Genomic DNA, 21,107 nt, shown 5'->3' on the forward strand with positions numbered 1-21,107 from the left:
CTAGTGGGTTGCAGAACTCTCGCGGACGACGCCGCGCTCGATACGGAAGATGCGATCAACCAAGTCGGCCGAGTGCTTGTCATCCGATTCGCTCAGCAGGACCGTCAGGCCCTCGGTGCGCAGCTTCGCGATCACCTCTGTCAGGCGCCGCGACAGCACCGGCGCGACGCCCTCGAAGGGTTCGTCCAGCAGCAGCAGCTTGCGTCCCGGCATCAGCGCACGCGCCAACGCCACCAGCTTCTGCTGGCCGCCGCTGAGCTGCAGCGCCTTGCGCTCGCGGTGCTCGAGCAGTTCGGGAATCAGCTCGTAGATCCATGCGAGGCGTTGTCTTGCGTCACCCAGGCCGTTGGCCCAAGCCGGCAGCAGGATGTTTTCTTCGACGGTGAGCGACGGAATCAGCCGTCGGTCCTCCGGCAAGTAGCTGATGCCGTGCTCGGCGCGGGTGTGCGCTGGCAACTGCGCCATCGACTCGCCGGCGCATGCCAGCGTCGCCGAACGTGAGGGCAACAGTCCCATCACCGCGCGCATCAGCGTTGTCTTGCCGGCGCCGTTGCGGCCGATCAGCCCGGCCATGCTGCCTTGCGGCAACTGCAGCGTGACCTTACGCAGGATGGGCGTGCCGGCGATGGCAACGTCCAATCCCTGGATGTCGAGGGCAAGCTCAGTCATGCGAGTGCCTCCTCGCGTGCCGAAGCCCGCTTGCCTACCACCAACTCCTGCACGCGTGGGTTGCCAAGTACCGCAGCCGGCGGCCCGTCGGCGATGATCTCGCCGCTGTAGAACGCCAGGATGCGCGAAACGTAGCGCTCCACCACTTCCATATCGTGCTCCACGAACAGCACCGTCACGCCGCTTTGCCTCACGGCGGCCATCACGGCATCCATCAAAGGGAATTTCTCGTCGGCGCTCACGCCACTGGTGGGCTCGTCCAGCAGCAGCATGCGCGGTTTCGAGACCAGGGCCATCGCGATGTCGACCAGCTTGCGCGCGCCCTGCGGCACGGCACTGGCCTCACTGTCGGCGTAGTGCGCCACGCCAAAAGCTTGCAGGATGCGGCGGGCCTCGCGCACCGCCTCCGCAGTTTCGAAGTGCCGCAGCATGGAGGGCTGCGCTTCGTGGGCGGCCGCCAGCGCCATCAGCACGTTGTCCAGCACGGTGAGTTGGGGGAACAACTGCGCGACCTGGAACGAGCGGGCAAGGCCGAGGCGTGTGATCTGGCGCGGCTTCATCCCCAGCACAGAGTTGCCCTCGTACAGGATGTCGCCCGAGGTGGCCGGCAGGTACCCGGTCACCATGTTGATGAACGTGGTCTTTCCGGCTCCGTTGGAGCCGATCACTCCGACGATCTCGCCGCGCTGGATGGTCACGTCCAGCGAATTGGCAGCGACCACGGCACCGAAGGTGCGGGTGAGCTGGCGCGTTTCGAGCACACTCATGGGGACACCTCCTTCGTCACGGACGGAATCTCCGCAGGCACAGCGGCACGCCTACGGGACACCAGGCTCCACAAGCCCTTGGGCAAGAAAAGGATCAGTGCCAGCAGGACACTGCCCAGCGTGAGCTGCCACAGGTGCGGCGCCTCCTGAATGGCGAAGGTGCGCACCGCGGAGAACACGATGGCTGCGACGAACGGTGCCGCCACATGCGCCGTTCCGCCGAGCAGGGCCATGAAGACGAACTCGCCCGAGGTGGCCCAGAACGCCATGTCGGGATCCACGTGGCCGGTGGCGATCGCGATCAGGCCGCCGCCGAGCGCCGACAGCACCGCCGCGCCGCAGTAGTTCAGGTAGACAAGCCCGAACGGCGAGATGCCGAGGAAGTCAACCCGGATCTCGTTCTCGCGCACTGCCTCCGAGAGCCTGCCAAACCGCGAGCGCAACACGCGGTGGCAGACCAGGGCCGCAACGAGCGCGATCGCCAACGTGACCAGGAAGGCAACGCGTTTGGCCTGCGATGGATCCGGCTGGAAGCCAAGGTAACTCGGGTTCGCGACGTTGAAGCCGTCGGTGGAGCCGAGCGCGCTGGACTTCACCAGCATGCCGTAGACAATCATCGACAACGCCATCGAAAGCATGGCGTAGAAGATGTCGCGGTAGCGCGCCACCATGATGCCGCACAGCGCGGCCATCATCAGCGAGGCCACCACGCCCAGCGCCAGCAGCACGAAGGCATCTTGGATGCCCAGGTGCTTGGCGGCCAAGCCGGCAGCGTAGCCGCCGATGCAGTAGTACAGCGCCTGGCCGAAGGAGACGAGGCCGGCGCGCATTTGCAGCACCACCCCGAGAACCACCAGGCCTTTGGCAAAGGCCAGGGTGAGCAGGAAGCTCAACCAGTCGGGCCCCGCCCAGCCGAGGGCGGCAATCGACCCGGCCGCCAGCGGCAGCCCAAGTTCGGACTTGAATTTCATTTAGATCTTTCGGGGCTGCAGTTGGCCGAAGAGGCCCTGCGGCCGGAGTGCGAGTACCAGGAACATCACGCCGTAGATCACGAACAACTCGATCTGCGGCGCCAGATGGACAGCGAAGGAACGGGCGAGACCGACCAGCACCGCGCCGACGGCGGCGCCGCCGACGCTGCCCAGGCCGCCCACCACCATCACGGCGAACGCCAGCACGATCACCTCGACACCGATGCCCGGTGTGACGGAAATGGCCGGTGCAGTGAGCGCCCCGGCAAGCGCACCGAGCATGGAGCCGATCGCGAACGTGATGGCGAACATCAGGTTGACGTTCACCCCCATTGCTGTGGCGATCTCGCGGTCGTGGATCACCGCGCGCAACATGCGCCCCTTGTCGGTACGGTTGAGCGCCCACCATGCAGCGGCGCCGACCACGAGCGAGATCGCCACCAGTGCAAGGTCGTAGTTGGCGAAGCGCAGCGAACCCGTGATCGAGCTCTGCCCAAGCAGACGGTAGGGCTGGTACGCCAGGTAGGGGTTGACGCCCCACACCAGCTTCACCACGTCCTCAAGGATCAGCAGCAGCGCATACGTGACGATCACCATCAGGATCTCATCGCGGCCACGCAGGTGTCGCAGCAGCCCCTGCTCCACCAGCACGCCCACAACCAGGCCGCCGACAATTGCGCAGCCGAACAGCAGCAGGTAGCTCCAGTACGGACTGGCCCCGGACTCGCCGGAGAAGAACCAGCCAGTGAGCGAGGCGGCGCAATAGGCGCCGATCGCGTAGAAGCTGCCGTGTGCCATGTTGAGGATGCGCATCACCCCGTAGATCACGGTCAGGCCGGCAGCCACGAGGAACAGCCACGAGGCGTAGATGGCGCCGTCGATGACAATGGCCAGCAAGGTGCTCACGAGGTGCGCTCCTTTGGCGGTGTCGGGCTGCACTTGGCACCCGGAAAGCCGGCCTTGATCCAGTCGGCATGGCTCGTGCCATCGGGGGGCATCAGGCAGTCGCCGGGGTAGTCCTTCACATTGGTGATGCTGGCCTTGCGGGTCTTCGGGTCATAGTGGTACTCGCCGTAGGCGACACCCTGTACAGCCTGATGGCCGCCGGCGCGGCTCATGCGCACCGTGCCGCTGGGCGATTCGAAGGTGAGGCCCTTGAGACCTGCGAGCACCTGCTCTTGCGTCGGCATGGCGCCGGGTTTGCCCACCTTCTCCGCGGCCGCCTTCACGCCGAGGATCGCCTGCATCATCTTGAACGCAGGGTAGGTCGGCTGCTCTTTGTGCGCAGCGCTGTAGGTCGTGCGCAACCAGTCGGAAAGGGCGTTCTTCGGCGCGAAAGCGCCGAACGGGCCGCGGCCGCCGACGATCGTGCCGTTGGGCGCCTGGTCCTTGAAATGCCCAAAGCCGGTCTCGCCCGCCGTGAGCAGCGTCACACGCTTGTCGAACAGACCGCGCGCGCCGCCCTGCAGCACCAGCGCCTCCATGTCGCCGCCCCAAAAACTGGAGTGGATCAGGTCAGGGTTGCTCACGGACAACGCGGAGATTTCGGCGCCGTATTGGCCCTGCCCCAGCTTCGGCCACTGCTCGGAAACGACCTTGATGTCCGGCTTGAGCTGCTTCAAAGCAAGGCTGAAGTCGACCCACGCATCCTGGCCCCAGGCATAGTTCTGCTGGATGCTGCCCACCGATTTCACTTTCGGCTTCGTCTCCACGATGTAACGGGCAGCGGCGACGTTGTCGACCACTGCATCGAGGCCAGTGCGAAACACGTATTTCGGGTTCTTCAGCGTCTCGCTGAACAGGCGTGAGGTCCCGCAGTCGAAGAACACCGTAGGGGTCTTGAGCTCCTCGGCCACCGGAGCAATCGCGAGGCAGTCACCAGAGGAGATGTAGCCAATCACCACGTCGACCTTCTGGCGCTGCACAAGGTTGCGGTATTCCTCCACCTGCTTGGTGGCGCCGCCGTTCTCATCGATCAACACCACCTCGATCTCGACGCCGCTGATGCCTTTGGTGTTGTAGGGCGCGGGCAAAGCGCCCTTGTTGAGCGCGTCGACCACGAGCTTGGCTGCATTGGCCGCTGGCACGCCGAAAGGGCCTGCGGCGGCGCCTGACAGGAAGGTCGCCACGCCGATCCGGAACTTGCCGTTGTCGGCGGCGGCGGCCGGCAGCGCAAAGGCGGCGCCGGCAGTGACGAGCGCGAGGCTGCAAGCCAAGCGCGTAAGGGGGAACTTCAGGGTCACGTTGTCTCCTTGTGAGTTGTGTTGCTCACGAGGAATATTGCGAGGAGCGTGCCACACCATGAAAGCCTTGTGAATCAAGGGCTTGGGTGTAGTTCGCGAAGATGCACTGCGCGAATTCCGCGCATTGCGGCAGTCGGCGCGCGCGGAAACCGCGCATGCGGATTCAGCCCCGCGGCCTTTGCGGATGTGATGGTGCGTTGCCTACGGCGCCCCCGCGGCCCGCCTGCGCTCCCGCACCAGCTCCAGCGATGGGCGCAGTTGCTCCGCAGGGTAGACCCGCCACTTGCCCAACATCACCCGGGCAGGCGGAAACCGGGTGTCGACCACAACCTCTCCGATCGCCTGTGCTTGCGCGATCTGGTGCGTTTCGCGGTCGATGCATGAGGCAAACCCGGGGGGATCCTCCGGCAATTCCAGACAGAGCCCCTCCAGCGCTCCCACCACCTTCTCGACGTCGAATGGCTTGCCGGCCTTGCCTACCGCGCGCGCAATGGCCAGGATCCCCGCATAAGCGCCCTCTGCCGCATAAGTCGGATAGCGCCCCTCCGCCACAAAAAAGTCGGCCATGAACTTGCGGTTGCGCGGTGTGTCGGGCCAGTTGTTGTGATGGCGCGCCGAGAGCACGAGATTGGGCGGCGCCTGGTCACCCAGCGCCATCAGCACGTCGTAGTTGCCGCCCGCATCAAAGTTGGCCATGGGCATCTTGCCGAGCAGTTCGCTGGAGTGGGCCTGCGCAAGGAAGGCGAGGAAGTCGCCTCCCCAAAGCCCAGTGACGATCACGTCCGGCCGCGAGCGCATCAGGGCCGTCAGGTACGCCGAATAGTCGGGTTCGTAGAGCTTGGGCCAGAGTTGTGCAACGACCTCATAGTTCGCGCCGCTGGTCGACAGGCTGCGTTGCAGGTCAGCCCACATGACGTGACCATAGTCGTAGTCCGGCCCCAGGAATGCCAGCCGCTTCCAACCACGCTCGCGCTGCTGCTCGGCAAGGTACTTCGCGCCAGCCGCCATCGAGGTGTAGGTGTCGTTCGAAACCCGAAAATAGTAGCGGTGAAAGTCTTCGATCGTGAGCCGCGAGGAGGCGTGGTCGGTGCCGACGAAGATCACCTTGCGCGCCCGCGACAGCCGGCTCACCGCCTGCGCTACCCCGGAGCTCACCACCCCGCAGAGGAACTGCGCCTTGTCGTGATCGATGAACTGGCTGGCCAGCCGAACGCCATAGGCCGCTTTGGAGCGATCGTCCTCCACGATCACTCGCAGGCGCGGGCGCCAGTCGCGCATCGGCTCGGCATCCAGCTCGGCGAGCGCCAGCTTGATCGCCGCGATGCTGTCGCGGCCGTAGATCGCGGCCCGGCCCGCCAGCGGGTAGAGGCAACCAATGGTGATGTCGGCCTGCCCCGCAGGTGCCCCCAGTTCTACGCGGGCGTGGGCGCCGGCTGCAGCCAAGCAGGCCATGACCAGCGTGGCGGCGCAGCGAAGCAGATCGCGAATCCTCACGGGCGGCCCTCCCCATCGATCCCGAGTCGCTGCAGTCGGCGCAGCAGCGCATGCCGTGAAATCCCCAGCAGCTCCGCGGCCCTGCCACGATGGCCCTGCGCGCGGGCCAGGGCATCGCGCAGCAGCTTCTCCTCCTCGACGGCCAGCTTCTGCTCGATGGCGTCCGAACCCACCTCCCCACTGCCCAGATCGGAGGGCAGTTGCGAGCGCTCGATCACGCTGCCGGGATGGAGGATGGTTAGACGCTCGATGAGGTTCTTCAGCTCGCGCACGTTGCCAGGCCATGTGTAGGCCGTCAGGCAGGCTCGCGCGTCGGGCGAGAAGCGGATCGGCTCGCAACGTTCGGACTTGGCATAGCGCGTGGCGAAATGATCTGCCAGTACCAGCACGTCGTCATCGCGCTCCCGCAGGCTCGGCACGGCGATCGGCAGCACGTTCAACCTGTAGTACAGGTCATCGCGGAAGTGGCCCCGCGAAGCCTCGGCCGCCAGGTCGCGGTTGGTCGCGGCCACTACCCGGACGTCGGCGGTCATGCCACGGGTGCCGCCCACTGGACGGTATTGGCCGTCTTCCAGAAAATGCAGCAGCTTGGCCTGCAGCACGAGTGGCAGCTCACCGATCTCGTCCAGGAACAGCGTGCCGCCGTCCGCCAGCGCGACCAGTCCCACGCGCCGCTGCGTCGCTCCAGTGTAGGAACCCTTCTCCGCACCGAATAACTCCGCCTCGATCAGTTGCTCCGGCAGCGAGGCGCAGTTCACTTCGACGAAGGGCCCTCCACTGCGCGCGCTCGCCGTGTGGATGGCGCGCGCTACCAGCGCCTTGCCGGTGCCGGACTCGCCCAGCACCAGCACGCGCTTGGCCTGGCTCGCCGCAATGCGGCTGATGGTCGCCGCCAGCGCACGAACCTGTGTACTGGTACCGATCACACCGTCGTGAGCGGTCGATGCCTGCCGGCGGTAGTCGATCTCACTGGCCATGCGCACCTTTTGCAGCGCGCCGCGGATCGTGTACAGCAATTCATCGAGCTCGAACGGTTTGGTTACATAGTCCGCTGCACCGGCCTTCACCGCCTTCACTGCCAGTCGCGTGTCGCTCGTTGCGGAGATCATGATCACAGGCAGGCCGGGTCGATCCGTGGCGAGCCGCGCGAGCACGTCCATTCCGCTCATGTCCGGCAGGTTCACATCGAGCAACACGATGTCGGGCGCGCCTCTACAGGCAGCATCCAATCCGCCGGCGCCGTCCACCGCGGTCGCGACGCCAAATCCCTCCTCTTCCAGCGCGAACACCAGTGCCTTCAGCACGCCGGGTTCGTCGTCAATCACCAGCACCTGTTTCAAACCTGTGTCTCCTCTTGCGGCATCGGCACGCGCAGCGTGACCACCGTGCCCGCGCCCACCTCGCTCTCAATCGTGAGAGTGCAGTTATTCAACTCGGCCAATTGCCGGGAAATGCTCAGACCCAGGCCCATGCCCTTCGGTCGCGTCGTGAAGAACGGGTCGCTCAGCTTCGCGAGCGCCTCGGGCGGCACCCCGCGCCCCGTATCGCGGACCTCGAGCACGCCGAACCCGTCGCCGGCGCGCGCCGCGCGCAATGTGATCAGGCCTCCCGACGGCGTGGCCTGGATCGCATTGAGCACCAGGTTCAGCATGATCTGGATCAGATGGTCGGCGTCGACCCACAGGCGCAACTCGGAGTCGCCCTGGATCGCGAGTGACAGCCGCTGCACCTTCAGTTCGGCTTTCACCAGACCGTCGACCCGGCGGAAAATCTCGCGCACCGGCGCCACAGCAGGCTCCGGAGGGCGTGGCTTGCCAAAATCCGAGAGGTCGCTCACCACGCGAGTAAGCCGGGTGACCTCGGTCTCCACATCCTGCAGAAGCTGGTGCCGACGCGGATCGGCCTCACGCCGAGCGAGCGCCTGCACCGTCGTCTTGATGGCGGACAACGGGTTGCGCACCTCATGCGCAATGCCGGTGGCAAATTCGCCTAGCGAAGCGAGCCGCTGAGCGCGTGCTAATCGCGCGAACGTGTTGGAAAGGCCCTCAGCCATCGTGTTGAAGGCGCGCGAAACAGCCGAGATCTCATCGCGCCCCTGCTCCTGGATCCGGTGGTTCAGTTGGCCCGACGCGATGGCCTCGACTCCGCTCACAAGCCGTGCCACACGGCCCTGCAGGTTGCGCGCGAGCTGGTAGAAAAGGAACACCAGGACGCTGGCGGTGCCGAGCACAACCACCAGCAGCACACGCCGCGCATTCTCGAAACGGCTGAGCAGCGCCGATGGCTCGATCTGCAACATCGGTTGCCAGCCGGGCAACACCTCCGGGCCTGCGATCATGCGCTCAGCGGGTGTGACGCGCACGCCGACGGCGTTGAAATAGCCGGCCGGCGTTTTCAGAACCGGCTGCACGATGCCGGCCACCGAAGGTCCGCCCATCAATTCAGTCAGCGACGAGAAGCGTACGTGCAGCGCAATGTCGACTCGGCGTCGGCCTTCAGCAACTGGCAGGGGATGGCGCACCAGGAACCAGCCGGCGAGGCCGTCTCCGGGCGCGGCCGGCCCGACCACTTCATTGCTGTCGAAGCGCGTGACCGGCAGCGAGGCAATCGAGAACGGTTGCTCGCTCCAGTAGGGCGGACCGGCAGCAGCCTGCCCGGGCACGAAATGGCGCAGGCGGCCGCCGTCTTCCAGCAGCAGGATGCCGTAAAGGTCCGGCAGGTCGGCCTCCAGCTGCAGCAGCCCATGCGCCTCCTCGCTGGCGTTGTTGATTTCGGCGCGCAGCAAGGCGGTCATGGCGGGGTGGCTGGCCAGGGTTTCCACCTGATAGCGACGTCCGTCGAGAAACGACTCCAGGCGCTTCGACATTGCCGTGAGCTGGACGGACAGGCGCTCGCCGACCAACTCGTCGATCAGCGCCTGCGCATACCGGTCGTATAGCAGGCCCACTGCGAGCGTCGGCACGATTCCCGCCACTAGCGAGATCGCGAGGTAACGACTTACGACGCTGTTGCTGATGGCCATTCCGGAACTCGCGCCGCGTTAAAGACCTGTCCCGCGCCGGGGCTCACAAGGTCTGGCAACAACAGACGAGCGAGTTGGCGATCAATTCGCCTAATACGATGGTATGGCCCGTCGGTCCTTCGCTGCTTCCGAAACCGGCGGCGAGCTCGGCCGTCAGGCGAGCGAGCTTCGCGCGCGCAGAGTGGTCTCATGCAAGTCTCCGTTGTCGTGCTTGGAAAAAATGCCTTCGCTGCCTAAGAACAGCAGAATCACTGCGCGGATGGACCAACAGCGGGCATGCGGGGCTGGCCGATTGTTCGATGTTGTCTAGCGTTATTGGAATAGGCAAGCTACCAAGTGCAAAGCCCGTGCCACGCCGACTCCCATGACACAGCCAAGAGCGTTGCCTCCGAGCAGGGTTTGGAGAATACGAAGAATGCGGCACCTGTGTCCAGTTCCATGGACATGGCGTTGTCTCGAATGTCCGGAATCATGGACACCTGTCGGACAGGCATACACCGTGTTGAGCCCTTAACGACAGCCGCCCTTCATGCCGCGAATCAGAGAGCCGCCGCATCACAGACGGAAACGAAGCGTCGCGAGGCACACCCGGTGGGATAGGGCACGGCGTCCGCTCTCGGCGTTGTTTGGCTCGTAACAGCGCATCTAATCAACCTGTGCCGACTCAGGCAGGCGCAGTTAGTTCTTGAAGAGCACATTGCCACCGCGGCGGTTCTTTGAACGCTTTTCAAGCATCCATCGTGCGTTGCCGACCCAACTCCCATCGCACAGTATGGTTCCGCCTTATCGCTGAAAGCGACTGCCCTAAGCGATGCTCGATCACCGGCTTCCACGGCACCAAGCTGAACCCCATGCCGTCGTCGAGCATGGCGAAGCGACCGCTTGCGAGCTGGATGGAACGGCGGTAGACGCCGCTGGCGCGCGCCCCCTCCTGCATCGATCGGTAGGTCTTGCCGGTCTGGTCTTCCAGAGACTTCCCGGCGATCGCCAGTTCGCGGTCACGCAAGGTGGCCAGCAGGTTGCGCGCGAACACCATGCGTCGGCCTCGGCGTTCGGCCAGTCCCTGCTCGACGAGGAAGTCTGCGCGGCCGCGCGTCGCCTCGCGTACCTGCGCCCCAAAGCCCTGCGCTGCCAGCCCACCGCCCTCCCCGATCAATTGCCTGTCCAGCCAGGTCGCACCGATGGCGCGCACCTGCTGGTCGATGGGCAGGTGCGAGCGCAATTCGATGGTCGGACCCGTGCCTCTCTGCGCGTCATATTGCTGAGCTTTCTGCACCAGGTCCGGCGGCACCTGCCAGACGCCATCGGCCACGCGCGCCACGACATCGCTGCGGCGCAGCGCCTCGAGCCGGCGCACGTAGACATCGACCGTGGCCTGCGGATCACGCTCTGCCGCCTGCTCTAGTCGGGCCAGATGGTCGGCGGACTTGTAGATGCCATCCTGAGCGATGGCCGCAATGGAGCGGTCCACGGCCCGCTCCCGCCCCGGCGGCTTTGCTTCCACGATGCCGCCCACCGGCAGCGCCGACAGATCGGCGCCAGCCGGCAGTTTCAGGTAGTGCGCCCGGCCATCGACGCCGTCGACTACCAGGTAGCCCCGGTCGTGCAGTTCGTCGGCCAGCCCCTTGCCCACGATGCGGCCCATTACCGGAGCTGCCGACGCGCCGTCCAGAACACATTCGCGCTGTTGGCCCTTGAGTGCCCGGTGCATGGTGACCAGCGCCTCCTCGCGCTCGCCCATCGCGGTCAACGTGCGCGCCATGTTTGGCGCCAGCCGCCATCGGTTCACGTCGACTCGCTCGGCCTGCGCCATGGCTTCGAGCCGATGCAGCCGCGCGCGCAGCAGGTTCTGGCGCTGACGGTCTCCGGGGCGGCCGGTCAGGTCGACGGTGTCCGCCACGGCTTGGCGCAACAATGCCCGATCCAAGCCTGTGAGTCGCTGCTGCGTGACCTCGCGCTGCAAGCTTTGCCGGATCTCGGTCTCGGTGCGGGGTCCCAGCCATTCGGTGACTATCTCGCTCGCGCGTATACGCATTCCATGCGCCAGGTAGTCCGGCGCGATCACCAAGTCTTCCTTGCCGGCGGTGTGGCCGTTCAGGACGATATGGGTATGCGGGTTGTCGGTGTCCCAGTGATCGACGGCCACCCAGTCCAGCGGCGTTTCCAGATCGACCGCCATGCGCTGCATCAGTTGCCGGGTGAAGCCGCGCAGATCTTCCAAGTCGACCGCATCCTCGGCAGAGACGATGAAGCGGAACTGGTGGCGATCTCCCCTGCCCCGCTCTTCGAAGGCCTGGAGAGCGGCGGCATCGGTGTCGGGCCCGTAGGCCTGGCCTCGCTGCCCGTCGCGTGTCACCCCATCGCGCTCGATGTAACGCAGGTGAGTGGATACCGAGTTCGCGCCGGCTTTCCGGAGCACCACGAAGCGGGCCTTGATGACCACGCGCCGGGCATGCACGCCCAGGCGATCGACGGCGATACCGGCCGCGACGCGGCCTCGGCCAAAGGTCGACGCGGGCCGCCCTGCCCGCTTGCCCGACGCCTTGGCACCGGTCTTCGAGACTTCCCTGAGCACCCGGGACACGAAGCGCTCCGGGCGCGGTCCTGCGCGGGACTTCGGTGCCGCGGGCCGAACACGGAAGCGGCCTCCCTCCTGTTCCTTACGCGTAACCATGGTGGCCACTCCGGCGCAATCGGGCGCAAAGGATCGGAAGCGGCACGCGCGCAATGTCCCAGTGATGCGGCATTGCGCACTGGCACGGCACCGGCACCAGCCGGTGCCGTGCCGCGCCCAACGCACGTGCAGGCTGGCTTTGCGGGCGGCGGCGTGCCACCCCTTTTATCTGGCCCTCCGTCTTTGCCTCCCGCATTCGCTCCCGGCTCCGACCTGGCGCCAGCCGCGCATCGGGCGCGCAACGCTGCCTGTGAGGCAGCGGCGGTGCAGCATGCGCTGCACGCTGCCGGCGAGCCCTCTGCACGACGGAGTGCAGCGCGGACGCACGTCCGGCTGCGATTCGGCGGCATGCTCGATCACGGGATATCACGAAGTTCATGGCGAACTCCACGTCCACAAAGGCCGCGCGACGCCCAGCACGGCCGACGCGGAGATGGGCCCGAAATAGCGGCTGTCGAACGACGCCGGGTTCGTCTCACCGAGCAAGAACAACTCGCCCGCCACGAGGGCTCGGCACTGCGCCCACGCTTGCAGCGCGCGATGCGCGCTGTCATGCGTTCGCACGCTCGCTACCACGGCGCCGTCGACGTACACAAGCGGCCCTCGAACACACACCGATTGCGGCGCAAGGGCACCGATGCGCTTGAGGATCGGCACGCTGCTCGGCAGGTAGCCGCGCTGGGCCGCGAAGGCGGCCACGTCGGCGGGAAGCTGTGCCAGCACGATGCTGCCGATGTGCAGCGAGGCTGCGCTCTCCATGCGGCCGATGCGATACCAACCGCGCGGCACGCTATCGCTCGGGTTGTAGACCACGAACACGCGGTCGCGTGTCGCCACCGGCATGACGACCGGCGCGCACAGCGCAGCCAAGCCGACGCCCATGCAGGTGAAGAGCACACGCGGCGTCATCGCAGCGCCCCGCGCGCCAGATGCGCCGCATGCCGCTCGGCGGTGTAGACCGGCAGCGGCTGGCGCGCGGCCAGCCGGTTGCCGACCGTGCGCCAGTAAGTGACGGCCGCCGCGCACGGGTCGATGCCCGAGGCCTCGATCGCGTCAATTGCCGCAAGTACGGCCTTGACCTGGGCCTCGCCGTCGGCGCGCAGCAGAATGCGCGCGCCCGGTTGCACACCGGCAACGCGCTGTGCGCCGTTGGACGACGTGGGCGCCTGCAGCACCATCAGCTGCCACAGCGCCGTGCCGTAGTCGTTGCCGATCCATTTGACGCGGCAGCAGACCGCGCCCGGCTCGAATGTCGCGACGCGCCGCCAACGGTCAAGCACTGTCTCGCGCGCGGGCCAACCGAAGCGCAGCCAGACGTTCACACGATGCTCGACGAAGGCCAGAGACACCCGCATGGGGGTGGGCCCGCGAGCGGTTCCCGGTGGCGCGACGGCTGGGGGCGAGGGCCGCGTAGAAAGCGGTTGCGGCTGCATCACGGTTCACCTCCGCCGTACTCTCGCTCCAGCAGCTCGCGCAGCATCTCGGCCGCGGTCATGCCGCGCTTGAACGCGACCACCTTGATGTTTCCTCGCAGCGTAGGCGTCACGTCAATGGTCAGGCGCGCGGTGTAAATCGACGCCTTGTCCGCGCCCACCGGTTCGTCGGCGCGCCGCACCCAAGCCGACGCCGGATCGGCAGCCGGCCGGCGGCCGATCGGCGCGCGCTTCGGCGGTGCCGATTTCGCTCGCGAGGTCATCGCAGCATCTCCCGCACGGCCTGCGCCAGCGCAGCGATCTCGCGAGCGGCGGCGCATGTCGGCGCCGCTTCGGAGGCGAGTCGACCGGCAGCGACACTGTCGGCGAACACGATGCGCTGCGAGATTTCAGCGCGCAGGGCAGCGAACGGCTGATCGGCCAATGCTGCGCGTGCCTCGCGCCCGATGACTGTGCCCACCACACGCCGGTTGATCACGAAAGCGGCGCGCAGTTGCGGCCGAAACACCCTCGCTTCGATGACGAGTTGCACCATCTCGTGGCTGGCCCACACGTCATAGGCGCTGGGCTGCACCGGGATCAACACCAGGTCGGCGGCCAGCAGCGCGGAGCGCGCGAGGGCCGCGACACGGGGCGGCCCATCGATGATCACGTAGTCGGCCTTCGAGGCGATCTGCGGCGCTTCCTGGTGCAGCGAGTCCCGCGCCAGTCCGAAAACGCCGTACAGCCGCGCCTGACCGTTCTGGAGCCGCCGCTGCGCCCAGTCCAAGGCCGAGCCCTGCGGATCGGCATCGAGCAGCGTGACGTGCCGGCCTTGCATCGCCAGTTCGCCGGCCAGATGCGTAGCGAGCGTTGTCTTGCCTGCGCCGCCCTTTTGGTTCAACAGCGCGATGACCTTGCCGGGCCGAGGCTCACTTTCCCGCGAGCGGTTCTCGGCTGTCTGGCCTGCTTGGGCTGCCTCGGTTAAAGCACTGCCCGTTGTTTGAGCACCTTCGGCTCGCGCGCGCGTGACTTCCATTTATGTATCCCTTTAGATGTTTAGGGAGGCCCGAAACCATTGCCGGGTGCGGCCCCCGGACCGATCGGTGCGGGCGATCCACCGATGTTTCTGCGGGTGATCCACCGAGCGTCGTGCGGGCGATCCACCGAGTCCGTCCCCACGTCATCCACAGGTTCTTCAACAGAAACTGTGGATAAGTCGCTGCGCGAACGTTCGGTCGGCACCGGTTGGAAAGCCAACCACTCCGTGCCGCCACTGCGCTCGATGGACAGCCAGTAGCCCGGGACCGCCTGGCGCCGCACCAGATGGCGCACCTGCAGCGCGAAGTCGGAATGGCGCTGCAGGCTTCCGGACTTCAGGTGCAGGTGGCGCATGGCGAAGCGCCATCCTGCGGGCTGCCGCCCGCCGTGCTTGCGCACCACCCGGTACAGCCAACGCTCAATGCCGCCGGAAAGCCGGAAGTACGTGGGATCGAGCGTGAGCACCAGGGCCTCGTCCATGACGCCCAAGAAGAACCAGTCGGCCAGGATCAGCTCGATGCCGTCGGCGCGTCCGTCGGAGCGGATGTACTCCTTCCACTCGTTGATCCAGGAGAAGCGGTGCACGCGCATCGCGCCGTTCGGACGCTCCCGCTGGCGCAGTGTGGTCGCGACGGTGGTGGACTGCAGCCGGTCCAACGCGGCGCGCAGCGCCAGGTAATCGCTGCGGCCGGTGCCGCGCTGCGCGAAGCGCAAGATCTCGTAGGGCGTAGCCGCCATCAGGCGCGAAGGCGCGATGCCTTCCTTCTTGGCCTGGACGATCTGGCTTGCGGCCCAGATCAGCACGTCTGCATCCCAGATCGTGGCAATGCCGTGCTCGGGCACCCCTTCGACCGTGAGCGAGACGCCGCCGGCCTCGAAGCGGATCGGCACCGCGCGCGGCGACTTGGCCAGCGAGAAGAACGGATAGGCCATCAGGTCCTGCGCATCGCGCAGCGCCATGTCAGCGCCCGGCAGCGCGCGGAACAGCGACAACTGTTCGCGTTCGCTCGAGCGCTTCGACATGGTGATGCTCCCCGCACTGCGCGACGGTCAGCGGACGGCGTCGCGCTGCACGTAGCCGGGATCGGAGGTCATCTCGTAGGCCCGGCTGTTCGCCCAGGCCCGCAGATCTTCGACCGCATAGACCACGCGTGCGCCGAACTTCCGAAAGCGCGGGCCACCGCCCAGCACGCGGTGCTTTTCGAGCGTGCGTGGCGACAGGCGCAGGAAGGCGCCGGCCTCGTCGGTGGTGAGGAACTCCGGGTTGGCCGGTGCGGCGGGTACCGCAAGGGGCCGCGGCGCAGCCAACGCAGCGCGGGCGGGAAACAAGGAACTGGCACTTGCCATGAGGGCCTCCATCGTTGTCGCGGGGCCGCGAACCATTCGCAGCCCAGTGGAGGCAGTCTCGGGAGCAAGGCCCTTTTTGGGCAGGGAGATATTCAGCGCATCGGTTCGTCTCCGGGAGACTCGGCTGCAGCGCGCTGTATGCCCGCGAGGCTCACATAGCCACCGCTCATGTACGCCTCGGCGCGTCGCAGCAGGTGCCGGACTGCGGCGCGCAGTTCGCCATCGGCGTGCCAGCGCACCACGGCGTCTAAACCGAAAAGGGCTTGGGCGATGTCCCGGTGCGAGGCGCCGGCCTGCGCGCCGTCGAGCGCCTGCAGGGCGCGAAGATGCAACAGCGCAGCACGGGTGACAGTCCGCGTGGAGTCCTCGGCCGGCGCATGGCCCTGAAGAGCCTGTGCCTGCGCGTTGAACGCGTCCAGCTGGCCGCGCAGGCCAGGGCCGAGTGGGACGGCGCAGGTGTAGACCGCGCCATCGCAGAGGTCGTCGGCCAGCGACATACGCAGCCGCTGCGCGGACACCTCGGTCAGCAATGTGAGGCCCGAGTCGCCGAGCGTCAGGTGCTTGCGGCCAGGCACGCGCCAGAGGTCGAAGGTCGGTCGCGTCGGCGAACCGTGCGCGCGCGAAGCGCGCACGTGCAGCAACTCGTCAGCCGCCGTGATCCAGTACGGTCGCGCTTCGCGGGCATCGAGACGGGGGTCTTCGGCGCTGTCGCAACCCCCACCGCTTGAGCGATGCGGCGCGCCGTGCCCAGTCCGCCTGGTACTGCGGATGACGGCGCAGGTACTCCCACGCAAGTGCGGGGCTGTCGAGATCGAGCGTGTAGAGGTAGACCGCCGACGCGCGCCAGGGCGCGCTCGGCAGACCTTCGGCCTTGCGGTCGGTCATGGCAGAACTCACTTCATCTTGCTTGCGCGAAGGCTGCCACAGGCACGACCGGCGTGGCTGGCTTTTGCGGCGATGCGCTCTCGCGTGGGCGGCGACGATCCCGTACGCCCCACCGCGCAAGGAAGTTCAGTCGTTGATCGACCCGTCGCGCTGCGCGTCGGCCACGTAGCCGGACAACGGCTGGCGTGCCTTGAAATGCGGGTCGGCGACGATGCGCAATTCCTGGGGACCGCGCACACGCTCGAGCGCCGACAGGCTCACGTGCCCGAGTTCGGGGAAGCCCGTGCCGGCATCGGTCAGCCCGTAGGCTCGATCGCCATCGGCATCGAGCTCGGTGAGCAGCCAGCACACGGGGGCGTCCAGCGTATACAGCTTGACAACGGGATAAGGATCGACGGCGCGGCCATCGGCGCGCGCTGCGCCGTTGGCCAGCATCTGGTCACGCTGCTGTTCGGTGAGGAATGCCATGGCTTCGAGAAGAGACCTTGGGATGCTAGTGCGGCGGACGAGGATCTGTAAGTCAAATTGGTGACTTCATGCGACACAAAGCTTTGCGCGATGCCTCGCTGTCGGATCGCACTCGATCACGCCTTCATGAGAATGCGTTTTTGAACACTATAGATTGTAGCCCTATAGAGGTCGATAGGGTGTCATCGCCGTTCCTCGACGAACGACCGAATGACCTCCGCCACCCACTCTTTCCCCGCGGCTCTCAAGGCTGTCCGGAAAGCCCGTGGCCTGAGTCAGGAAGCGTTTTCCGATGTGTCGAGTCGCACGTACCTGAGTTCGCTCGAGCGCGGCCTGAAGAGTCCGACCCTCAGCAAGGTGAGCGACCTGTGCGAGGTCATGGACGTGCATCCACTCACGCTGCTGACGCTCGCCTATGGCGGCGACGACAAGGCCAGAGACAAGCTCTTCGAGCGTGTACGGCGTGAGTTGGCAGAAATCCAAGGCTCGCACACAGAATGAAAGCGCGGCCGATTGGCCGCGCCTTTGGCGCCACGCCGCGATGCGTCCGGTCAGCCGCGCTTCGCGCGTAGCCGCTCAGCGGCTTGTCGGCGATGAAATGGAGATCGCGCTCAATAGGTAGGCCCCACTTCTCGCCGAAGCCCTCCAGTTCCGTCAGGCTCACTTGGCCCAACCCGGGAAAGCCTTACCCGAGGTCGCAGAGGCCGAACGTGCGTCATCATCCTCGCGATCGATCTCACACTGCAACCAGGTCGCGCCCGCGTTGGTCGTAAACAGCTTGACCACCGGCGCCGTCGCGCGGGCGGCAACGATCCGGTACTCCCACCCGCCCATGAGTTTCAGTCGTTGATCGATCCGTCGCGCTGCGCATTGGCCGCGTAGCCGGACAGCGGCTGCCGCGCCCTGAAATGAGGATCGGCGACGATGCGGAGGCCCTGGGGACCGCGCACACGCTCTAGCGCGGACAGGCTTACCTGTCCGAGTTCAGGAAAGCCTGTACCGGCATCGGTCAGCCCATAGGCGCGATCACCGTCGGCATCGAGTTCGGTGAGCAGCCAGCGCGCTGCGGCGTCCAGCGTGTACAGCTTGACGACGGGATAGGGGTCGATGGCTTGGCCACGGGCGCGCGCCGTACCGTTGGCCAGCATCTCGGCACGCTGCTGCTCGGTGAGAAAAGTCATTGGGCCCTCAAAAAGATGACGGGGTGCTGGTGCCACAAGGACAGGTGCAGAAGGATTTCTGCGCGCGGGTAGACCCCGAAAACAACGATATGAGTTAAAGATAACGTGGTTTAAATTGTGCTGAAACGAGACGCTTCTGTCCATGCAGAAGCGAGCCATTCAGCGAGGACGCCCTACCGGCGCGACGACCTTTGAGGTCGCGCCGGCGCTGGCGTTCGGTGCGGTGGTGCGCGCACTGAGAACCGAGGACGGCATCGCCCAGGAAATGCTGGCGCACCTCGCCGGCATCGAGCGCTCCCACATTGGGAAGATCGAGCGCGGCGAGCACATGCCCACGCTGGTCCTGGTGCTCAAGATCGCCCGGGCGCTGGGGCGCAGCGCCGGCGAGCTGATGCTCGAGACAGAAGCCAGGTTGCCTAAGGAATGGCACCAGCCTCAGGTAAAAGGCTGATGCCTGCGGCGCTACGCCACGATGCGCCCCGCCAGCCGCGCTTCACGCGCATAGCCGCTCAGCCGCTTGTCGGCAACGAAGTGCAGATCGCGCTCTATGGGCAGACCCCATCTCCCGCGCAAACCCTCCAACTCCGCCAGGCTCACATAGCCCAGTTCCGGAAAGCCTTGCCCGAGGTCGCAAAGTCCAAACGCGACGTCTTCGGCATCGAGTTCGGTCAACAGCCACGTCGCACCCGCGTTGGGCGTGAACAGCTTGACGACAGGCAGCGGGTCGAAGTGAGAGTTCTCGATCGATTCCCGGCCGTTGGCCAGCAGCAGCGCGCGTTGTTCGTCGGTAATGAGCTTCGTCATGGTCTTTCTCCTTGGAAGGATTCCGGGCGGAATTGCCCGAGACCGGACGCCGCACGGCGCAGCGCAGCCGTCAGGGTTCGAGAGACGGCCGACGGCCGCAAGCGCACGACGTGCGCGCAGACCTTGACGGCGAGAACGCCGTGCAACGATGAAGGGAGCAGCAAGCCAGCCCCTCCCCTGCCTCTTGGCAAGCGAAGCGCGCAGGCCGGGAGCGCAGCGAAGGCCGCAGGCGTCAGGGACGGAAGCCCGAAGGGGCGAGACGCCATCGGCGGCTCGATGCGCCGCACGACAGCGCGGCCCGGCACCGCCGGGAGACGCACGAATGTCTTCGCCACCGAACCGTATGCACGCCGATTCGCAAAACCTGCGATGCGTCTCTGCACGAACCCACGGATCCGGAGAACCGCTTCCGCACATCGACTGCTGCCCGTGCACCCGTAGAACCGCAAATTCGGAATGGCGACGAGGCACGGATCAGCAAAGCAGGAGTTGCGGATTGCCGTCGATCCGTACTTGCGCAACTCAGCCCGGCGCACCAGCAGTGAAAAGGCCCGCGACAAGCGCGGACCGTCGATGAACCCAGTGGTAAAGCGCCCCGCCCGCTGGCGGGGCGCCGGGGCGACGTTCAGTCGCCCTTGCTGCGCGACCAGATCAGGTTGTGCGCGCCGTCGTCGCCCTCGACCAGGCGGGCATAGATGGTTGCCGGGAACGACGGGTCATCCAGCGTCACAGACAGATAAGGCCGGTCCGCCTTGCTGACCTTCTTCCATGCCGCGCCGATCTCGTAGCCGGTGCCCGCCACGATGCGGTAGTCCGGGGCGTTCTCGCTTTCCTTGTCGCTGGGCGCGATCTTGACCTTGACGTTGAGCGTCAGGGTGCGAACCGTGCCGGTGAAGCCGTTGTTCTGTGCGGTGAAGGTGCCGATGTTGGCCATGATGAAGTCCTTTCGAAGTTGACCAGGTCCGCGCCCATCGCGGCCTTGGCGTGATCCGGACGGCGCGGGTCCGGGCGCGTCGCACCGAAGGCCGCAACGCGAGTGGAGGACCGGAAGGCCCGAGAAATTTGCCTCGCGAGGAAGACCGCAGGTCGGGGAAATTTGTCGGACCGCACGGTTGCGGCGATGAAGCCCGAGGCGAAGCGCAACGCAGAGAAGCGCCGCCGTGCCCGCGCCAGGATTCACGACACATACAAGGCCGTGGGCGTGAACCTGATCCCGAAAGGATGCATGGCCCAGGCACTGGTCCCACAGCAACCGCTTTCAGGCCTGGACCCGGGCGCAGTCCAGGTCCAACCGGGCTGACCAGGAAAGCGCCGCCGGAACGTCCCACAGCGTCGAGGCGGCAGACGTGATCGGCATCAGCGGCACGGAAGAAAGTTAGATATCTACGGTAAGAGCCTGAACCGTGACGCGGGATGACCCGTCGTTCCCGGACGTCAGCCCTGTTGTCCACCGCCGCGGGCCGCCTCAAGCGCATCGACCTTCGTGGCGATACGCGACTCGATACTGGCCCGATGCGCCGCCACCAGTGTGACGGTCCCATCGAGTGCGAGTTCTTGGTCGTCATATGCCTGGACACGGAATGTCGCACTGCGCTTGCCGAGACTCTCGACCCATCCCCGCAGTCGCAGCCGTGTCGTCGGTGGAATGGGGCCGAGATGCTCGATATGCACAGTGCGGCCCACAACCACCTCCACCATCGGATCGACATGCATCTGCATTTCGCGCACGCAGATGGACTCGACAACCGCGACCAGGTACCCGGTCGCCAGACATTCGATCAGCGTCTGCGCGTATTCGCGGCCATGCGGCAGCCTCGCGAACAAAGACCGTGCCGTCTGGTCATGCGACACCGCATAGGTTTCTTCAAAACAGATTTCGCTGACGCCTTGTTGATTCATGGGGATGTGAGGGGTGAAATCGTCGAGCTCTCCGAATCCGACATATCGCGTGCGCATCTGGATCGGAGCTCTCACGATGCTCACGCGATATGTCGGCGCAGCCAACCTAACGAGGCATGCCGGGGAGCACCACGGCGCAGGAAATTCCGATCGCTTGGGACACGCAACGCCGCCACGGCGTGGCCATCGTCCTCCCCCTCGTCGCAAACGAAAACGCGCGCGGCACACTT

General features: G+C 66.1%; 23 protein-coding genes and 2 pseudogenes. 2 read left to right on the top strand and 23 right to left on the bottom strand.

Annotated elements, in window-relative coordinates; all coding sequences use genetic code 11:
• From RZE79_RS22540 to RZE79_RS22625, 18 genes and pseudogenes are all read right to left on the bottom strand, one after another.
• Positions 1 to 669: an ATP-binding cassette domain-containing protein gene (locus RZE79_RS22540; protein ID WP_319356922.1), complete on the bottom strand. Its 669-nt coding sequence runs from the start codon at positions 667 to 669 to the stop codon at positions 1 to 3.
• Entirely contained in the window at positions 666 to 1,436 is a 771-nt protein-coding gene (locus RZE79_RS22545; RefSeq protein WP_319356923.1) for an ABC transporter ATP-binding protein, read from the bottom strand. Before RZE79_RS22545 ends, RZE79_RS22540 begins: the two co-directional genes overlap by 4 nt.
• A complete protein-coding gene (locus RZE79_RS22550) occupies positions 1,433 to 2,407 on the bottom strand; it encodes a branched-chain amino acid ABC transporter permease (protein ID WP_319356924.1) in 975 nt (324 codons plus the stop codon). The genes RZE79_RS22545 and RZE79_RS22550 overlap by 4 nt, the downstream gene beginning before the upstream one ends.
• Positions 2,408 to 3,313, bottom strand: a complete 906-nt coding sequence (locus RZE79_RS22555; protein ID WP_319356925.1) for a branched-chain amino acid ABC transporter permease — start codon at positions 3,311 to 3,313, stop codon at positions 2,408 to 2,410.
• Positions 3,310 to 4,650 (bottom strand): ABC transporter substrate-binding protein, encoded by a 1,341-nt coding sequence (locus RZE79_RS22560; protein ID WP_319356926.1) that lies wholly within the window; start codon positions 4,648 to 4,650, stop codon positions 3,310 to 3,312. Before RZE79_RS22560 ends, RZE79_RS22555 begins: the two co-directional genes overlap by 4 nt.
• Positions 4,651 to 4,851: 201 nt before the next feature.
• Positions 4,852 to 6,144, bottom strand: a complete 1,293-nt coding sequence (locus RZE79_RS22565; RefSeq protein WP_319356927.1) for an ABC transporter substrate-binding protein — start codon at positions 6,142 to 6,144, stop codon at positions 4,852 to 4,854.
• Positions 6,141 to 7,475: a sigma-54 dependent transcriptional regulator gene (locus RZE79_RS22570; protein WP_319361256.1), complete on the bottom strand. Its 1,335-nt coding sequence runs from the start codon at positions 7,473 to 7,475 to the stop codon at positions 6,141 to 6,143. The genes RZE79_RS22565 and RZE79_RS22570 overlap by 4 nt, the downstream gene beginning before the upstream one ends.
• A gap of 5 nt (positions 7,476 to 7,480) precedes the next feature.
• Positions 7,481 to 9,166 (bottom strand): ATP-binding protein, encoded by a 1,686-nt coding sequence (locus tag RZE79_RS22575; protein ID WP_319356928.1) that lies wholly within the window; start codon positions 9,164 to 9,166, stop codon positions 7,481 to 7,483.
• Positions 9,167 to 9,893: 727 nt separating this feature from the next.
• Positions 9,894 to 11,840 carry a DUF3363 domain-containing protein gene (locus RZE79_RS22580; protein WP_373696499.1) on the bottom strand — a complete coding sequence of 649 codons (1,947 nt, stop codon included), beginning with the start codon at positions 11,838 to 11,840 and terminating at the stop codon, positions 9,894 to 9,896.
• A gap of 375 nt (positions 11,841 to 12,215) precedes the next feature.
• Complete coding sequence (locus RZE79_RS22585) at positions 12,216 to 12,749, bottom strand: S26 family signal peptidase (protein WP_319356930.1); 534 nt, start codon at positions 12,747 to 12,749, stop codon at positions 12,216 to 12,218.
• Positions 12,746 to 13,273 carry a DUF2840 domain-containing protein gene (locus tag RZE79_RS22590; protein WP_373696580.1) on the bottom strand — a complete coding sequence of 176 codons (528 nt, stop codon included), beginning with the start codon at positions 13,271 to 13,273 and terminating at the stop codon, positions 12,746 to 12,748. The genes RZE79_RS22585 and RZE79_RS22590 overlap by 4 nt, the downstream gene beginning before the upstream one ends.
• On the bottom strand, positions 13,273 to 13,536 hold the full coding sequence (locus RZE79_RS22595; protein ID WP_319356932.1) for a chromosome partitioning protein ParB: 264 nt from the start codon (positions 13,534 to 13,536) through the stop codon (positions 13,273 to 13,275). Before RZE79_RS22595 ends, RZE79_RS22590 begins: the two co-directional genes overlap by 1 nt.
• Complete coding sequence (gene parA / locus RZE79_RS22600; RefSeq protein ID WP_319356933.1) at positions 13,533 to 14,291, bottom strand: ParA family partition ATPase; 759 nt, start codon at positions 14,289 to 14,291, stop codon at positions 13,533 to 13,535. The genes RZE79_RS22595 and parA overlap by 4 nt, the downstream gene beginning before the upstream one ends.
• 200 nt (positions 14,292 to 14,491) lie before the next feature.
• Positions 14,492 to 15,316: pseudogene (locus RZE79_RS22605) on the bottom strand (replication initiator protein A); the annotation flags it as partial.
• Positions 15,317 to 15,343: 27 nt separating this feature from the next.
• Positions 15,344 to 15,640, bottom strand: a complete 297-nt coding sequence (locus RZE79_RS22610; protein WP_319356934.1) for a helix-turn-helix domain-containing protein — start codon at positions 15,638 to 15,640, stop codon at positions 15,344 to 15,346.
• A gap of 92 nt (positions 15,641 to 15,732) precedes the next feature.
• On the bottom strand, positions 15,733 to 16,272 hold the full coding sequence (locus RZE79_RS22615) for a DUF2285 domain-containing protein (protein WP_319361258.1): 540 nt from the start codon (positions 16,270 to 16,272) through the stop codon (positions 15,733 to 15,735).
• A 13-nt stretch (positions 16,273 to 16,285) separates the two neighbouring features.
• Positions 16,286 to 16,525 carry a transcriptional regulator domain-containing protein gene (locus tag RZE79_RS22620; protein WP_319356935.1) on the bottom strand — a complete coding sequence of 80 codons (240 nt, stop codon included), beginning with the start codon at positions 16,523 to 16,525 and terminating at the stop codon, positions 16,286 to 16,288.
• A gap of 126 nt (positions 16,526 to 16,651) precedes the next feature.
• Entirely contained in the window at positions 16,652 to 16,993 is a 342-nt protein-coding gene (locus RZE79_RS22625) for a DUF2958 domain-containing protein (RefSeq protein WP_319356936.1), read from the bottom strand.
• Between the two features lie 210 nt (positions 16,994 to 17,203).
• Between RZE79_RS22625 and RZE79_RS22630 the strand changes: the two genes are divergently transcribed.
• Positions 17,204 to 17,494: a helix-turn-helix transcriptional regulator gene (locus tag RZE79_RS22630; protein ID WP_319356937.1), complete on the top strand. Its 291-nt coding sequence runs from the start codon at positions 17,204 to 17,206 to the stop codon at positions 17,492 to 17,494.
• A 36-nt stretch (positions 17,495 to 17,530) separates the two neighbouring features.
• On the opposite strand, the pseudogene RZE79_RS22635 reads toward RZE79_RS22630, so the two are convergent.
• Both RZE79_RS22635 and RZE79_RS22640 read right to left on the bottom strand, forming a co-directional pair.
• Positions 17,531 to 17,785 (bottom strand): annotated as a pseudogene (locus tag RZE79_RS22635) (DUF2958 domain-containing protein); the annotation flags it as partial.
• 47 nt (positions 17,786 to 17,832) lie between these two features.
• The gene (locus RZE79_RS22640) at positions 17,833 to 18,174 is read right to left on the bottom strand and encodes a DUF2958 domain-containing protein (RefSeq protein WP_319356938.1); all 342 of its coding nucleotides are present in this window, start codon (positions 18,172 to 18,174) and stop codon (positions 17,833 to 17,835) included.
• A gap of 142 nt (positions 18,175 to 18,316) precedes the next feature.
• Between RZE79_RS22640 and RZE79_RS22645 the strand changes: the two genes are divergently transcribed.
• Positions 18,317 to 18,625 (top strand): helix-turn-helix transcriptional regulator, encoded by a 309-nt coding sequence (locus tag RZE79_RS22645; RefSeq protein ID WP_319356939.1) that lies wholly within the window; start codon positions 18,317 to 18,319, stop codon positions 18,623 to 18,625.
• Between the two features lie 11 nt (positions 18,626 to 18,636).
• Here the strand turns inward: RZE79_RS22645 and RZE79_RS22650 are convergent, their stop codons facing one another.
• The 3 genes from RZE79_RS22650 to RZE79_RS22660 all read right to left on the bottom strand — a co-directional run bounded on the left by RZE79_RS22650 (position 18,637) and on the right by RZE79_RS22660 (position 20,877).
• Entirely contained in the window at positions 18,637 to 18,978 is a 342-nt protein-coding gene (locus RZE79_RS22650; protein ID WP_319356940.1) for a DUF2958 domain-containing protein, read from the bottom strand.
• 625 nt (positions 18,979 to 19,603) lie between these two features.
• Positions 19,604 to 19,912: a DUF736 domain-containing protein gene (locus RZE79_RS22655; RefSeq protein WP_012747205.1), complete on the bottom strand. Its 309-nt coding sequence runs from the start codon at positions 19,910 to 19,912 to the stop codon at positions 19,604 to 19,606.
• 500 nt (positions 19,913 to 20,412) lie between these two features.
• A complete protein-coding gene (locus tag RZE79_RS22660) occupies positions 20,413 to 20,877 on the bottom strand; it encodes a hotdog domain-containing protein (protein ID WP_319356941.1) in 465 nt (154 codons plus the stop codon).
• Positions 20,878 to 21,107: the final 230 nt, after the last annotated feature.

The sequence above is a fragment of the Variovorax sp. EBFNA2 genome (assembly GCF_033802765.1).
Lineage (GTDB): Bacteria > Pseudomonadota > Gammaproteobacteria > Burkholderiales > Burkholderiaceae_C > Variovorax > Variovorax paradoxus_H.